Source organism: Flavobacterium xinjiangense, from assembly GCF_900142885.1.
Classification (GTDB): domain Bacteria; phylum Bacteroidota; class Bacteroidia; order Flavobacteriales; family Flavobacteriaceae; genus Flavobacterium; species Flavobacterium xinjiangense.
Genome location: NZ_FRCL01000005.1, coordinates 139,345 through 154,061, shown reverse-complemented (window position 1 = coordinate 154,061; position 14,717 = coordinate 139,345). Strand labels below are relative to the sequence as shown.

Sequence of the window (14,717 nt, the reverse complement as noted above, 5' to 3'; positions counted from 1 at the left end):
TAAAAATATAACATTCGGTCAATTAATAGTACCTTTGCACCTCAATTATTTAAAATGAGATTACACAGAAATTTAGTTTATACTACCATCGATGCTTTGAACGCTATTTTTAATGAAGGCGAATATGCTGATAAAGTGGTAGCAAGATCCTTAAAAAAAGACAAACGTTGGGGAAGCTCTGACAGAAAATTTGTTGCTGAAACCATCTACGAAATCGTACGTTGGAAAAGATTATACGCAGAAATAGCAGAAGTAAAAGAACCTTTCGACAGAGACAATCTTTGGAGAATGTTTTCAGTATGGGCGGTTTTAAGAGGCTACCCTATTCCTGATTGGCGCCAGCTGGAAGGAACTCCAGAACGAAAAATTAAAGGACGTTTTGACGAACTTTCGAAAGTGAGAGCTTTGAAAGAATCTATTCCGGACTGGATGGATGAATTAGGAGTTAAAGAATTAGGAGAAAAAGTTTGGGCAACGGAAATAACGGCTCAAAATCAGCCTGCAAAGGTTATCCTAAGAGTAAACACACTGAAGACAACCAGAGAAGCGCTTCGTGCTATTTTAATGGATTTAAACATTGAGACAGAAACGTTGAAAAATCAACCTGATGCTTTAGTTCTAAAAGAAAGAGCTAATGTTTTCTTAACTGATGCTTTTAAACAAGGTTTCTTTGAAGTTCAGGATGCCAATTCACAATTAGTGGCTGCTTTTCTTGATGTAAAACCAGGAATGCGAGTAGTTGATACTTGCGCTGGTGCAGGAGGAAAAACATTACATATTGCTTCTTTGATGGAAAATAAAGGACAATTAATCGCTATGGATTTGTATGAAAGCAAATTGAAGCAATTAAAAATCAGAGCCAAAAGAGACGGTGCTTTTAATATTGAATACCGAATTATTGATTCTACAAAAATCATCAAAAAACTACACGAAAAAGCAGACCGTGTTTTAATTGACGCACCTTGTAGTGGTTTAGGAGTTTTGAAAAGAAATCCAGATGCTAAATGGAAATTAAAACCAGAGTTTATTGATAACATCCGTAAAATACAATCGGAAGTTTTAGAAAGCTATTCTAAAATTGTAAAACCCGGTGGTAAATTAGTGTATGCTACGTGTTCTATATTACCATCAGAAAACCAAGATCAAATTGCTCGTTTCTTAACTACAGATATCGGGAAACAATTTGATTTCATAAAAGATCAAAAAATATTGGCTTCAGAATCTGGTTTTGACGGATTCTATATGGCTTTGTTAGAAAGAAAAGAAGCGGTCGAAAAACCTGAAAGACCTGAAAAAGTTAAGATTTAAGATTTATTCCTATAAAAAAAGTCCTCGAAATTGAGGACTTTTTTTTATGGGAATATTTTTCAGCTTAATGCTTCTCTAACTTTAAACCTTAAACTAAAAAAAACTTTAAACTTTTTTTATTAATCATTCATTGAGATTAAAAACTCTTCGTTATTTTTTGTTTTCTTGAAACGGTCATTAATGAAATCCATCGCTTCCACCGGATTCATATCCGAAAGGTATTTTCGCATAATCCACATGCGTTGCAATGTTTTTTGATCCAATAATAAATCATCTCGTCTTGTACTTGAAGAGGTTAAATCGATAGCTGGAAAGATTCGTTTGTTTGCAATTTTTCTGTCCAATTGCAATTCCATATTTCCTGTACCTTTAAATTCTTCAAAAATAACTTCATCCATTTTCGAACCTGTCTCTGTCAAAGCTGTTGCAATAATACTCAATGAACCTCCATTTTCAACGTTACGTGCAGCTCCAAAGAAACGTTTTGGTTTTTGTAATGCATTAGCATCAACACCTCCACTCAATACTTTTCCTGATGCAGGTTGTACGGTATTATAAGCTCTTGCTAAACGAGTAATAGAATCTAACAATATAACTACATCATGACCACATTCTACCAAACGTTTTGCTTTTTCAAGAACAATATTTGCAATTTTCACATGTTCCTGCGGCTCTCTGTCAAAAGTAGAAGCAATTACTTCCCCACGCACACTGCGTTGCATATCAGTAACCTCCTCCGGGCGCTCATCTATCAATAAAACGATTAAATAAACTTCTGGATGGTTCGCTGCAATTGCATTTGCAATATCTTTCAACAACATGGTTTTACCCGTTTTAGGTTGTGCCACGATCATACCACGTTGACCTTTACCAATTGGTGAAAACAAATCGATAATTCGCGTCGAGATGGTACTTTGCTTTTCAGCCAATTTGAATTTTTCAGATGGAAAAACGGGAGTTAAATGCTCGAATGAAACTCTATCACGAACTACTTGAGGATCATGTCCGTTTATTTTTAAAACTCTCACAAGCGGGAAAAATTTCTCCCCCTCTTTTGGTGGACGAACCACTCCTTTTACAGTATCTCCAGTTTTAAGACCGAATAATCTAATTTGCGATGTCGATAAATAAATATCATCTGGCGAAGCCAAATAATTGTAATCCGAAGAACGCAAGAAACCATAACCGTCAGGCATCATTTCTAATACCCCTTCACTTTCTATAATCCCGTCAAATTCAAAATCAGAATCTTTAAAATTGCTTTTCTTGTTTTTAAAGTTTGGATTTTGATTTCCATTCCCATTTCCGTTCCCATTTCCGTTCCCATTTCCGTTCGTATTTTGGTTTGGGTTTGTATTTTGATTGGGATTCTGCTTATGTAATTGATTTGGATTTATTTTTTTTATTGGTGCTGGAACTTCGCCATTTTCCTCAGTTGCTGAATCGGTAATTGCTTCAGTTTCTTTCGCTGTTTCCTTTACTTCTTCTTTATCCTTTTTTAAAGCAATTTTCTTCTCGTAAGCTGATTTACTGAATTTAACAATTTTAGGCGCTTTATTTTCAGTTTCCGTTGTTACACTACTTTCAGAACTATCCGTTGCAGCAACATTCGCTTCGGGAGTGCTTACTTCAACAGGCGCAGTAAATTCGTTCGGAGTTTCTTCCAGTTCTGTACTAGAAATTGTTGGATTTCTTTGAATAGCTACTTTTTTTACAGGAACAATCCTCACTCTTTTTGGCTTATCATCCTCAACTGTTTCTTCTTGCCTTTTATCAACAATTGAAACAACGTTGCTTTCCTTATTTTTCTCTAATGTTGTATCAACGCTAGCGGTCTGATGCTCTAAAATATGACTAATTAAAGTCTCTTTTTTTACACCGTTAAACTTTATGGTTTTAGCTGACTTAGCTATTTCTTGAAGCTCAGATAGCTTCATTTCTTTTAATGCAGAAATATCAAACATGAATGTTCTTTGAATTTAATTAATTTGGAAAATCTAAAGATAGGTAGTAAACTATTTTATTTTGAATCAACCGCAGTATGAAGTGCTTACGGTATTGTTATGCAATAATACGAATAAAATTTAATCATGCAATAGTATTTATTAAAAAGAAAAATATATTTTTGTAAAACAAATTGAAATCATGATACAAAGAATTCAGACCATCTATTTATTTATTGCTTTCGTAGTTACAGGAATACTACCTTTTTTTATTCCTCTATGGACAATGAAGGATGGCAGCGATTATTATTTTATGCAAGACCAATTTTATGTTATAATATTGGGGCTAAGTACTACGCTTTCTGTATTAAGTATTGTTTCCTATAAAAAAAGACAAAATCAATTTGTTATTGGCAGATTGAACATCATATTAAATTTGATTTTATTAGGATTGTTTGTATATCGTTCACTAAATCTATCTGGAGAAACACAAATGGTTTCGGAGAAAGGTATTGGGATGTTTCTACCTATCTTGACTATCGTGTTATTAGTTTTAGCTAATAAAGCCATCAAGAAGGATGAAGATCTTGTAAAATCTGTGGACAGATTGAGGTAAACCTATAAACTTAGTTTATTAGTGCGAAGGAAACCCGAATGTAACAATTCGGGTTTTTTTGTGTCTTATAATAAATCTTGATGTTTTAAAAATAATAAAAATCTTATTAAATGAAATGTTAATGATTTTTTTATAAATTTGATTATAGCAAAAAATATATGATGCCAAAAATAAGAATCCATCTGGCCGACGACCATCAAATACTAATACACGGTATTAGCTCGTTGCTGCAAACCATTCCAAACTTTGAAGTGGTTGGGTTCTCTTTAAACGGCGCTGACCTTTATAACGAAGTCACTCAAAACAAAACTGACGTTCTTATTCTGGACATAAACATGCCACTGAAAGACGGCATAGCAGTCATTAAAGAATTTGCCGAAAAAGGTTTCCCCTGCAAAGTAATAATTCTCTCCAGTTACGATGATTTGAAGTTAATAAAAGAAATTATGAAATTGGGTGCAAGCAGCTATCTTACTAAGCAATGTGCAGGAGAAAATATTGTCGAAGCTATTCAGGCTGTCTATAGAGGTGAAGAATATTTCAGTGAAATCGTAAGAGAAAAAATATTCAATAATGTAACCAAAGACAATCCAAAATTAAATAATTTAATTCCTACCATAAATTCTCTATTGACGGGACGAGAAGTAGAAATCATTACATTAATCTCATTAGAATACAGTGGTAAAGAAATCAGCGAACAATTGTATATAAGTATAAATACAGTAGAAACCCATCGCAAAAATATAATGAAAAAACTAAAACTAAAAAACACAATCAGCTTAGTAAAATACGCTATTAAAAACAACTTGATTAAATCATGAGCTCTTGTTTTAACTGTTTTTTAAAATCAAAAACACATTTCTCTTCAAATAAAAAAATGTAATAATCATGGGTTTTAAGTCATATTCGAATTATTAGAAAAAATTATTTATTTTTAATTTAAAAAAATAAGAAGTTTGAACCATAATTAACATCCTTGCAGATAGATATCCCTTTTTATGTCACAACAAAACCGAATCATTTTTTTGTTTCTTTTATTACTGAATCTTTTCAGTACTTGCATAGAGGCTAAAGAAAAAATACCCTCTAAAGAAAAAATTACTTTTTTAGCAAAAGAGGCTTGCCAATATATGAAAGAGGACAAGTTTGAAAAATCACTGGTTAAATCCAGAATTGCGTTGCATTATGCTATTACCATTAAAGATGATAATCTAATTGCCACGATCTACAACACTATTGGGGCAAATTTTGATGAAATGTCTGAATTTGACAAAGCTTTTTTTTACTATAATAAGGGCCTAGTGTACGCTAATAAAACCAAAAATTACCAACTAAGAAATTGGCTCTATAATAATCTGGGAAACATCTATTGCTTTGACAAAAAACAGTATGAAAAAGGAATTTTTTATTATAAAAAAGCTCTGGAATACAGTACAAAAATAAAGGATTCAAGTCAAATTGTTTTTACAAAACTCAACATCACTTGGGCCTATTTTGATATTGGACGTTTTGATAATGGTTACCCCTATTTACAATTCATTAATAAACATCATAAAAAACATGGTGACGAAAGCACGATAGTAGCCTTAAATATGCTTAACGGAATGTATTACGGTCATAAAATGGAACGTGAAACAGCAAATCTTTTTTTTAAAAATGCCATTAGACTAGGAAATAAAGGAAAAGAGAAATCTGATTTGTCATTTTCACATCTTGAGTATTCTAAATTTTTATTAAAAAATGGTCAGTATCAACAAGCTTATGAAAACCTGGCTACTTACAATACCATTTCTGCTGAACTCAATAATCAAGAAAAGCTCAAAAAAGTGAATGTAGCCGGCATAAATCTCGAATTAGATCAATATAAAAGAGAGATCGATAATATCGAAGCTAAATATCAGACAAGCCAACAAGTATTGATTGAACGACAATATAAAAATAAACAAATAAGCGTTATAATAATAGCTTCTTTAATCTTGATAATCATTCTCTTTTACTTTTTCTTTCAAAATACGAGGCTAAAACAAAACAATAAACTTAAAGATATTCAAAGTAAAATTCAGGAAAATATCATAAACGCCTCTATTAACGGTCAAGAAACGGAGCGAAAAAAAATCGCCTCCTTTTTACATGATAATATTAGCGCTTTATTGTCTTCCGCAGGATTGCATTTGACTGTTTTCACTTCACAAAACCAAACACCACCGGAAGAAATAGTAAAAACTAAAGTACTATTAAAAGAAGCACATGATAAAGTACGGGATTTATCTCACGAGCTTATGCCGACACTTTTGGCACGATTTGGTTTATTTTATGCACTCGAGGATTTATGCGAAAAAAATTCAAACTCTGCAATAGATTTTAAATATTCCAGTGCTGTACCCACAAAAATTAGGTATAATGAAGATTTCGAGATGAAAATGTATTTTATTGTTTCTGAACTCTTAAACAATATAACTAAACACAGTCAGGCAAAAAAAGGCACGGTGACTATTCACGAATATAATGAATCAATCCACATTCACATCCATGACAACGGAAAAGGTTTTGACACTGATAAGTTCGAAATTATCGAGGGTTTTGGCCTTAATCAAACTAGGTCGCGGATTAATAATTTACATGGAAACTTGACCATTAATTCAAAATTAGATTCTGGCACATCAGTTTCTATTTTAGTTCCTGTAGTACATTAAAATAAATTACGGCTTTTTTTCGATTTCAATAATCTCCAAATCTTTTATTTTATCGCCTTCAATCACAAAACGCAACATGGTACGCACTTGATGAAAACCACTTTTTCCTGCTGCTCCTGGATTCATGTGCAACAGATTGTGTTTTTTATCGAACATTACTTTCAGAATATGCGAATGTCCGCAAATAAATAATTTTGGAGGATTTGCAACAATCTCCGCTTTAATATTTGAATTGTATTTCCCCGGATAACCGCCAATATGGGTAATCCACACATCCACTCCTTCGCACATAAAACGGTTGTGCAACGGAAATTCCAATCTTGCTTTGGCGTCATCAATGTTACCATAAACACATCGCAACGGCTTTAGTTTTTTTATCGCATCAGTCACAGCCAAATCGCCAATATCTCCTGCATGCCAAACTTCGTCAGCTTGGGCAACATATTTTAAAATTGTATCGTCAATATAACTATGCGTATCGGAAAGTAGTAGAATTTTTTTCATATTTAGGTATCATTGCGAGGCACGAAGCAATTTGAAACTATTTACTTCGACAGTTCGTTTTGCTCGTTTCTTGCTATACGTCGCAATCTTTTCTGTCTTAAAGGAAAAACAGAAACGGATTTTTCCCGAAACTTCGGGACTATCAGGGCTAGAATTTTATGGCAAAATTAAACATTCGAATTCCAAATAAAAAATCAAATTGAAACTTAACAAACTTTGCGCCTATGCGACTTCGTGGCAAAAAAATTTATAAGTATCTTTGTAGCTTCAAAAAAATTGACTTGAGGTATTTTATAAAATTAGCATACAACGGAACTCATTATCATGGCTGGCAATACCAACCTAATGCTTCGTCAGTGCAGGAAACGATGAGCAAGGCCGTTTCTACCATATTGAATACCGAGATTAATCTAATGGGAGCGGGACGAACAGATACTGGCGTTCATGCCAAGAAAATGTACGCCCATTTTGATTTTGAAACGCCTTTTGACATTCCGAATCTGGTACACAAGCTCAACTCCTACTTGCCAAAAGACATTGCAGTTTATGATATTATTCCCGTTCACGATGAAGCGCACACTCGTTTTGACGCTACAAAAAGAACCTACGAATATCACATCAACACACTCAAAAATCCTTTTTTGCAAGAACAAAGTTTGTATTTTCATCAGCCGCTAGATGTGGATTTGATGAACGAAGCCGCTGAAATATTGTTTAATTATACTGATTTTCAATGTTTCTCTAAAGTAAATACCGATGTAAACACATTTGATTGCACGATTTTTGAAGCCTATTGGAAACAAGAAAACGAAAAACTGATTTTTACGATTTCGGCGAATCGTTTTTTACGGAATATGGTTCGCGCCATTGTGGGTACTTTGATAAATATTGGTTTACACAAGATTACATTAGCTGATTTTAATGCTATTATTAAAAGTAAAAATAGAGACAAAGCTGGTTTTTCGGTTCCGGCGCATGGTTTGTATTTAACCGAAATAGAATACGATTATTTATAGCTTTAGGTATAAGCTTTAAGCAATATGCCTAAAGCCTAAAACATAAGGCTTAAAGAAAAAATATGAAAGCAAAAGCATTTGATACCCGATTATTCAAACGAATACTACAATACACCAAACCATATCAATGGCGTTTTAATGGCGTGATTATTTTTGCCATATCGCTTTCGGTATTCGCGGCTTTGCGTCCTTATTTATTAAAACAAACCGTTGATGGCTACATAAAAACGCAAGACCAGCATGGATTATTACTGTATGTAATCTTGATGGGAATTGTGCTTTTGATGGAAGTATTTTCGCAATTTTTCTTTGTTTATTGGGCCAACTGGCTTGGGCAGGACATTGTGAAAGACATTAGAACCAAGCTATTTCGCCATATTCTAAGTTTCAGAATGAAATATTTTGATCTGGTTCCTGTGGGACAACTGGTGACACGTTCGGTCTCGGATATTGAATCGATTGCGCGAATTTTCAGTCAGGGATTATTTATGATTATCAGTGACTTGATGAAAATGGTTGTGGTACTGGCTTTTATGTTTTACATGAACTGGACCTTGACTTGGATTGTAATTGTTGCCATGCCAATTCTGGTTTTCATCACCCGAATTTTCCAAAAGAAAATGCAAGTGGCTTTTGAGGAAGTGCGTACGCAAATTGCTAATATGAACTCCTTTGTTCAGGAACGAGTGACGGGAATGAAAATCGTACAACTTTTTAACAGGGAAGATATTGAGTTCGAAAAATTCAAAGAAATCAATGATAAACACAACAGAGCTTGGATAAAAACCATTCTTTATAACTCCATATTCTTTCCAATTGCTGATATTATTTCGTCATTAACATTAGGCTTTATCGTTTTATACGGCGGAATGAAAATCTTAAACGGTGATCATTTTACCACTTTTGGAGATTTGTTTTCTTATACAATGTTCATAGGAATGCTTTTTAATCCATTGCGCCAAATCGCGGATAAATTTAACGAGATGCAATTGGGGATGATTTCCGCCAATCGTGTTTTTGATATTTTGGACACTCAAGATCAAATTCAGGATACAGGAACAATTGAAGCGCCACTTTTTAAAGGCGATATTAGATTTGAAAATGTACGTTTTGGTTATATTCCTGAAGAAGATGTAATTAAAGGAATTCATCTTGAAGTAAATGCCGGTCAAACCATTGCCATTGTAGGTTCTACAGGTGCAGGAAAATCAACGATTATAAACTTGTTAAACCGTTTTTACGAAATAAACAGCGGTTCTATTTATATTGACAATCACAACATCGAGAATTATACTTTAAGTTCGTTACGCAATCAAATTGCGGTGGTTCTGCAGGATGTTTTCCTTTTTGCTGATACTATTTTCAATAACATCACATTAAATAACCCCGCTATTTCTCGTGAACAAGTTTTGGCTGCAGCCAAAAAAATTGGGGTGCACGATTTCATCATGAGTTTGCCTGATAATTATGATTTTGACGTAAAAGAACGCGGTGTAATGCTATCATCCGGACAACGCCAATTGATTGCGTTTTTGAGAGCCTATGTGAGTAATCCAAGTATACTTATTCTGGATGAAGCGACATCTTCAATCGATACCTATTCTGAGGAATTGATTCAGCGAGCCACCGAAACTATTACTGAAGGAAGAACTTCTATAGTTATTGCTCACCGTCTCGCAACTATCGTAAACGCTGACAAAATTGTGGTTATGGATAAAGGATTGATCGTAGAACAAGGAACGCATCAGGAATTAATCAACCGCGAAAGTGGGTATTACAAGAACTTGTATGATTCCCAGTTTTCAGTAGCGAATTAACTTTTGATTCGGTTATTTGTTTATGCGAAAATAGCACAAAGTTTTAATTGATAAGGTTTCATAGCCGTTAGTTCAAGTAATTACATTTAAAATAATAGTGAATTTCTGAAAATTTGTTACTTTATTACTTTATTACTTTGAAACTTTCTCAAAACAGAATAAATCCTTAAATTCGCCCAATCAATTAAATAAGAAAACACAAAATGAAATAAGTTTTTACGAATTCATTTTACCAATAAAAAACAAATAAAAAACTTTGAAATGAAATACGATATTATAGTTTTAGGAAGTGGTCCTGGAGGATATGTTACCGCCATAAGAGCATCACAATTAGGCTTTAAAGTGGCCGTAATTGAAAAAGAAAACTTAGGTGGAGTTTGTCTAAACTGGGGTTGTATCCCAACAAAAGCATTGCTGAAATCAGCTCAGGTTTTTGATTATCTAAAACACGCTTCTGATTACGGATTGACTGTTTCATCATTTGACAAAGATTTTCCTGCGGTAGTACAACGCAGCAGAACTGTTGCAGACGGAATGAGCAAAGGAGTTCAATTCCTGATGAAAAAAAATAAAATTGACGTCATCGATGGTTTTGGAAAGCTAAAACCAGGAAAAAAAATTGATGTTACTGATAAAGATTCAAAAGTTACTGAATATGAAGCAGACCATATCATCATTGCCACTGGAGCACGCTCTCGTGAGTTGCCTAACTTGCCACAAGATGGCGTAAAAGTAATAGGATACCGTCAAGCAATGACTTTAGCAACACAACCAAAATCGATGATAATCGTAGGTTCTGGAGCAATTGGAGTAGAATTTGCACATTTCTATAATTCCATGGGAACTGATGTTACCATAGTTGAATTCATGCCAAATGTAGTTCCTGTTGAAGACGAAGACATTTCGAAACAAATGGAACGTTCTTTGAAAAAAGCGGGAATCAAAATCATGACCAGCTCTTCTGTAGAAAGAATTGACACAACTGGAGCAGGTGTACAAGCATTTGTAAAAACAGCAAAAGGAGAATTAGTTCTGGAAGCAGAAATCTTGCTTTCGGCAGTTGGAATCAAAACCAATATTGAGAACATTGGTCTTGAAGAAGTGGGTATCGCTACTGACAAAGATAAAATTTTAGTAAACGATTATAGCCAAACTAACATTCCGGGTTATTACGCCATTGGTGATGTTACACCAGGACAAGCATTAGCTCACGTAGCTTCTGCCGAAGGAATCAACTGTGTGGAAAAAATTGCAGGATTACACGTAGAACCTATCGATTACGGAAACGTACCAGGTTGTACCTACGCAACTCCTGAAATAGCATCTGTTGGTTTAACTGAAAAACAAGCTAAAGAAAAAGGATATGAATTAAAGATTGGTAAATTCCCGTTCTCGGCTTCTGGAAAAGCGAAAGCTGCCGGAACACCAGATGGTTTTGTAAAAGTAATCTTTGATGCCAAATACGGCGAATGGTTGGGTTGTCACATGATTGGAGCCGGAGTTACGGATATGATTGCTGAGGCGGTTGTAGCACGTAAACTGGAAACTACAGGACACGAAATCCTAAAATCAATTCACCCGCACCCAACGATGAGTGAAGCCGTTATGGAAGCCGTGGCTGATGCCTATGGCGAAGTAATCCATTTATAGACATAAAACGCGTAGAGATGCACTGCAGTGCATCTCCACAAAACAATATAAATCCGATTTGCGAAAGCAAGTCGGATTTTTTTATGGATTCTTCTATTGGTAAAAATCTACCAGGAAATCTGATTACATCTATTAATCAATTAATTATGAAACTTTTCTAAATAATTTCGTAACAAAAAAAATTCGTCTAATCACGTACTTTGAATATATCAAAATAGTTAAAATAAACGGAGTCTATTTTCTTTTTCTAATTATTTAAAAGTATGCCTTATGAAAAATATTTATCTTAATGCCGGAACCATTAACAAAGTTTTTAATGAACTGGAAACTTCCTTCAAAGGAGTTTTAAATTCAAATAATAACGAATTTAAATTAGCCTTAGATTCCAATTTAATTAAGGGAAATATTGATGGAGTAACTTTTATAAATGGCATCACCTCTATTCAGGCCAGCATTACTTTTTCTGATGAAACCTTGCTAAGTATTGAACCATTAAGTAAATCTTCCATTTTATTTGCGTACTGCACTGAGGGATCCGTCAAACATAGCTTTGGTATATCTGGACACAAATCAATCCTTAGAAAACACCATTCGGCAGTAGTAACCAGTACCCGAAGTATAAATACTATTTTACATTTCCAAAAAAATATACCTGTTAAACTTTCTCTTATAAAAGTGGAAACTGAAGAAGCAGCACACGCTAACAGTTCCTTAATTTCACAATTGAAGAAGACATTTTTGCATAGAGAGCCGAATTATAGTTACCAAGGTCTACAAAATCTAAAAATCGCAGAAAAATTCGAGCAATTAGATGACGTTACATCGCATGGCATGATTGGCCACACAATCAAAAAAGAAATCTTACAATCAATATTAGCCTTAGAAATCGAAGACAATACCGATAATTTGATTAAAATGTCACGCGCAATCAAACGCTCGACTCTAAACCAAATTAACGAATTAAAAAAGATACCTAATTTCATTAAAAACTATGCTGTTGAAACACTTTACAGTAAAGTTATCAATTCAAAAAACAGAATTATTTTCAAGTAATCAATAGGAAGGTTTGTCCCAATCCTATTTTTGGCTATCAGTTAAATATATCCTATCTATTAATCCGATTTGTGAAAAGCAAGTCGGATTTTTTATGAATTATAATTTTGAATAGCCTCAATAAAATTAAAATATTAAAAATCAACATATTACATCTTAATGCTATTTAATAAAGTCATTCTATTTAATATATTACTTGATATTTTTGTAAATTAGTTGTATCAAAAAAACTCATTTACGACTCTAGATATTTAAAAATATATTGTTACCTACAATTTTTTGATGCAGATAATCAAATCCATTGACTTAAACCTCAATGCTTGTATGATTTGATATTTTTTACTTATTTGGATTCAATGTTGATGTCTAACAAACAATCATTCATCAACTTAAACTACCATCTTAATATAATTACCGCGCTGAAAAAAATACAGACCGATTAAATGAATAAGGTCTGTTGATTATTAAAAAAATAAAGATGAGACACATATTCAATTTTTTAATGATTTCAGGAGTATTACTAGGAATTATTTTTATAATTGCCACTCAATTCTCCAAAAACGGAAAAGACAAATCTATTATATACCTCAATCTTGTGGTTGCCTTTTTGATGCTCAATAACCTTCAAGCTTGCTTATTGGAAACTCTATTTACAAATGCCCCTTTTTTTATTCAAAGATTACAAATTCCCTGGTATGTACTTATTTTTCCCTCTTTTTATATTTTTTTAATTCATTACTTGAAGATTGAAAAAAAAGTTTCTTCCTATGTTTACATATCCTTTGGCCTATTTATTTTGGAAGTAGGAATACGAATTGTACTTATTCCCTATTTCTACAATGAAAACAAAAGTCTCTTTATTGCAAAATATGCACAAATAGAAGAGATTGTTAATGCTTCTTACTCCATATATCTTTTTATAAACGCAATTTTAATACTTTTTAAATATTCAGAATTGTACCAGCAAGTGTTGGCTTTTGATAATTTGAAATGGCTGAAAAATTTCATGTTTATTGGAAGTATTGTCATCCTTATGTGGGTTTGTGCCATTTTATTAAATTTAGACAAAACAATGAATCCCCAAATTTTCATTTATTATCCTTTGCGCTTGAGCAGTACTTCGCTATTATATTGGATTAGTTATCAAGGCTTTTACAATTATTCTTTGATGACGGAACGCATTCAGTTAAGAAAAACAATTGCGGTTGATGAGAAAAATAAAAGTAGTATTCCAAACAGCAACCATGTAGAAGAAAATAAATTTCAACAGATAAGAACCTACATCGAAAAAAATAAAAGGTTTCGTGATCCAACATTTAGTTTAGAAAAATTGGCTTCCGAAATGAAAATAAGTACAAGCAAATTATCTCACTTAATTAATCAAGAAAGCGGATACAATTTTTCGGACTATATTAATTATTTGAGAGTCGAAAAAGCAAAAAAATACCTGATAAAATCAAATTACTCGACTTATACAGTAGTCGCTATTGGATTAGAATGCGGATTTAACTCTAAATCAACGTTTTATACCGCTTTCAAGAAATTTACCAATGTTACTCCTTCTGAGTTTAAGGAAAAACATACTTCCTTACTATCCTGATTTACAATAACTTGTCCTGATTTTTGTAAGTTGGATAATCTTGGACACTTCCTTTTCTCTCTTGTCATAATTTTGAGACTGAATTTAAAAGTCTAGAAATCATGAAAAATTCTATTATTTACTTCATTATTATTTCTTTCTTATTCCAAAGTTGCTATACCTATAAAGCCATCGATTTGAAAGAAACGCAATTAGTTGTCGGCGAAAATTATAAAATAAGACAAGACACAAAATTTACCAAGGCAGAATTAAAGTCTGCAAATGACAGCATAACCACTTTTGTGATTAAGAATCATCCAGTAAACATTCCTACCTCTCAACTTAAAGAAATCAAAGTGCAAAAATTTTCGACATTGAAAACCATAGGATTAATATTGTCTCTTGGCTTAGTGGCTGTTACTGTATATGGAGCTATAGAAATGAGTGATTTTGGCTTCGGAGATTTTACATTTCCCGGAAACTAATATTTAGAAATCATGATCCTTTTTATTATTTATACTTTATTAAAAAAGTACAA

General features: G+C 33.1%; 12 protein-coding genes. 10 read left to right on the top strand and 2 right to left on the bottom strand.

What is annotated here, in order from left to right; genetic code table 11:
• The first annotated feature begins 54 nt into the window (after nt 1-54).
• Nucleotides 55-1,308, top strand: coding sequence for an RsmB/NOP family class I SAM-dependent RNA methyltransferase (locus BUC23_RS07950; protein WP_073208113.1), 1,254 nt, complete (start codon nt 55-57; stop codon nt 1,306-1,308).
• A gap of 119 nt (nt 1,309-1,427) precedes the next feature.
• Here the strand turns inward: BUC23_RS07950 and rho are convergent, their stop codons facing one another.
• On the bottom strand, nt 1,428-3,272 hold the full coding sequence (gene rho, locus BUC23_RS07945) for a transcription termination factor Rho (RefSeq protein ID WP_073208111.1): 1,845 nt from the start codon (nt 3,270-3,272) through the stop codon (nt 1,428-1,430).
• 181 nt (nt 3,273-3,453) lie between these two features.
• Between rho and BUC23_RS07940 the strand changes: the two genes are divergently transcribed.
• The 3 genes from BUC23_RS07940 (at nt 3,454) to BUC23_RS07930 (ending at nt 6,560) form a co-directional block, all read left to right on the top strand.
• Nucleotides 3,454-3,867 carry a DUF4293 domain-containing protein gene (locus BUC23_RS07940; RefSeq protein ID WP_073208108.1) on the top strand — a complete coding sequence of 138 codons (414 nt, stop codon included), beginning with the start codon at nt 3,454-3,456 and terminating at the stop codon, nt 3,865-3,867.
• Nucleotides 3,868-4,025: 158 nt separating this feature from the next.
• Nucleotides 4,026-4,688 (top strand): response regulator, encoded by a 663-nt coding sequence (locus BUC23_RS07935; RefSeq protein WP_073208106.1) that lies wholly within the window; start codon nt 4,026-4,028, stop codon nt 4,686-4,688.
• 177 nt (nt 4,689-4,865) lie between these two features.
• A complete protein-coding gene (locus tag BUC23_RS07930) occupies nt 4,866-6,560 on the top strand; it encodes a tetratricopeptide repeat-containing sensor histidine kinase (protein WP_073208103.1) in 1,695 nt (564 codons plus the stop codon).
• Nucleotides 6,561-6,566: 6 nt separating this feature from the next.
• Here BUC23_RS07930 and BUC23_RS07925 read toward each other — a convergent pair whose 3' ends face one another.
• Nucleotides 6,567-7,064, bottom strand: coding sequence for a metallophosphoesterase family protein (locus BUC23_RS07925; RefSeq protein WP_073208101.1), 498 nt, complete (start codon nt 7,062-7,064; stop codon nt 6,567-6,569).
• A 281-nt stretch (nt 7,065-7,345) separates the two neighbouring features.
• On the opposite strand from BUC23_RS07925, the gene truA reads away from it, so the two are divergent.
• The 6 genes from truA (at nt 7,346) to BUC23_RS07895 (ending at nt 14,664) form a co-directional block, all read left to right on the top strand.
• Nucleotides 7,346-8,080: a tRNA pseudouridine(38-40) synthase TruA gene (gene truA / locus BUC23_RS07920; RefSeq protein ID WP_073208451.1), complete on the top strand. Its 735-nt coding sequence runs from the start codon at nt 7,346-7,348 to the stop codon at nt 8,078-8,080.
• Nucleotides 8,081-8,142: 62 nt separating this feature from the next.
• Nucleotides 8,143-9,897, top strand: a complete 1,755-nt coding sequence (locus BUC23_RS07915) for an ABC transporter ATP-binding protein (RefSeq protein WP_073208097.1) — start codon at nt 8,143-8,145, stop codon at nt 9,895-9,897.
• Between the two features lie 261 nt (nt 9,898-10,158).
• Entirely contained in the window at nt 10,159-11,547 is a 1,389-nt protein-coding gene (gene lpdA / locus BUC23_RS07910; RefSeq protein WP_073208094.1) for a dihydrolipoyl dehydrogenase, read from the top strand.
• A gap of 270 nt (nt 11,548-11,817) precedes the next feature.
• Nucleotides 11,818-12,600: a hypothetical protein gene (locus BUC23_RS07905; RefSeq protein WP_073208090.1), complete on the top strand. Its 783-nt coding sequence runs from the start codon at nt 11,818-11,820 to the stop codon at nt 12,598-12,600.
• A gap of 478 nt (nt 12,601-13,078) precedes the next feature.
• On the top strand, nt 13,079-14,200 hold the full coding sequence (locus tag BUC23_RS07900; RefSeq protein WP_084538320.1) for a helix-turn-helix domain-containing protein: 1,122 nt from the start codon (nt 13,079-13,081) through the stop codon (nt 14,198-14,200).
• A gap of 101 nt (nt 14,201-14,301) precedes the next feature.
• Nucleotides 14,302-14,664: a hypothetical protein gene (locus tag BUC23_RS07895; protein WP_073208085.1), complete on the top strand. Its 363-nt coding sequence runs from the start codon at nt 14,302-14,304 to the stop codon at nt 14,662-14,664.
• Nucleotides 14,665-14,717 lie beyond the last annotated feature (53 nt).

What these genes read in the sequence shown, in the direction of transcription:
- BUC23_RS07895 (WP_073208085.1), top strand. Translation starts at nt 14,302, where the DNA reads ATGAAAAATTCTATTATTTACTTCATTATTATTTCTTTCTTATTCCAA.
- BUC23_RS07935 (WP_073208106.1), top strand. Translation starts at nt 4,026, where the DNA reads ATGATGCCAAAAATAAGAATCCATCTGGCCGACGACCATCAAATACTA.
- BUC23_RS07905 (WP_073208090.1), top strand. Translation starts at nt 11,818, where the DNA reads ATGAAAAATATTTATCTTAATGCCGGAACCATTAACAAAGTTTTTAAT.
- lpdA (WP_073208094.1), top strand. Translation starts at nt 10,159, where the DNA reads ATGAAATACGATATTATAGTTTTAGGAAGTGGTCCTGGAGGATATGTT.
- BUC23_RS07900 (WP_084538320.1), top strand. Translation starts at nt 13,079, where the DNA reads ATGAGACACATATTCAATTTTTTAATGATTTCAGGAGTATTACTAGGA.
- BUC23_RS07915 (WP_073208097.1), top strand. Translation starts at nt 8,143, where the DNA reads ATGAAAGCAAAAGCATTTGATACCCGATTATTCAAACGAATACTACAA.
- BUC23_RS07930 (WP_073208103.1), top strand. Translation starts at nt 4,866, where the DNA reads ATGTCACAACAAAACCGAATCATTTTTTTGTTTCTTTTATTACTGAAT.
- BUC23_RS07940 (WP_073208108.1), top strand. Translation starts at nt 3,454, where the DNA reads ATGATACAAAGAATTCAGACCATCTATTTATTTATTGCTTTCGTAGTT.
- BUC23_RS07950 (WP_073208113.1), top strand. Translation starts at nt 55, where the DNA reads ATGAGATTACACAGAAATTTAGTTTATACTACCATCGATGCTTTGAAC.
- BUC23_RS07925 (WP_073208101.1), bottom strand. Translation starts at nt 7,064, where the DNA reads ATGAAAAAAATTCTACTACTTTCCGATACGCATAGTTATATTGACGAT.
- rho (WP_073208111.1), bottom strand. Translation starts at nt 3,272, where the DNA reads ATGTTTGATATTTCTGCATTAAAAGAAATGAAGCTATCTGAGCTTCAA.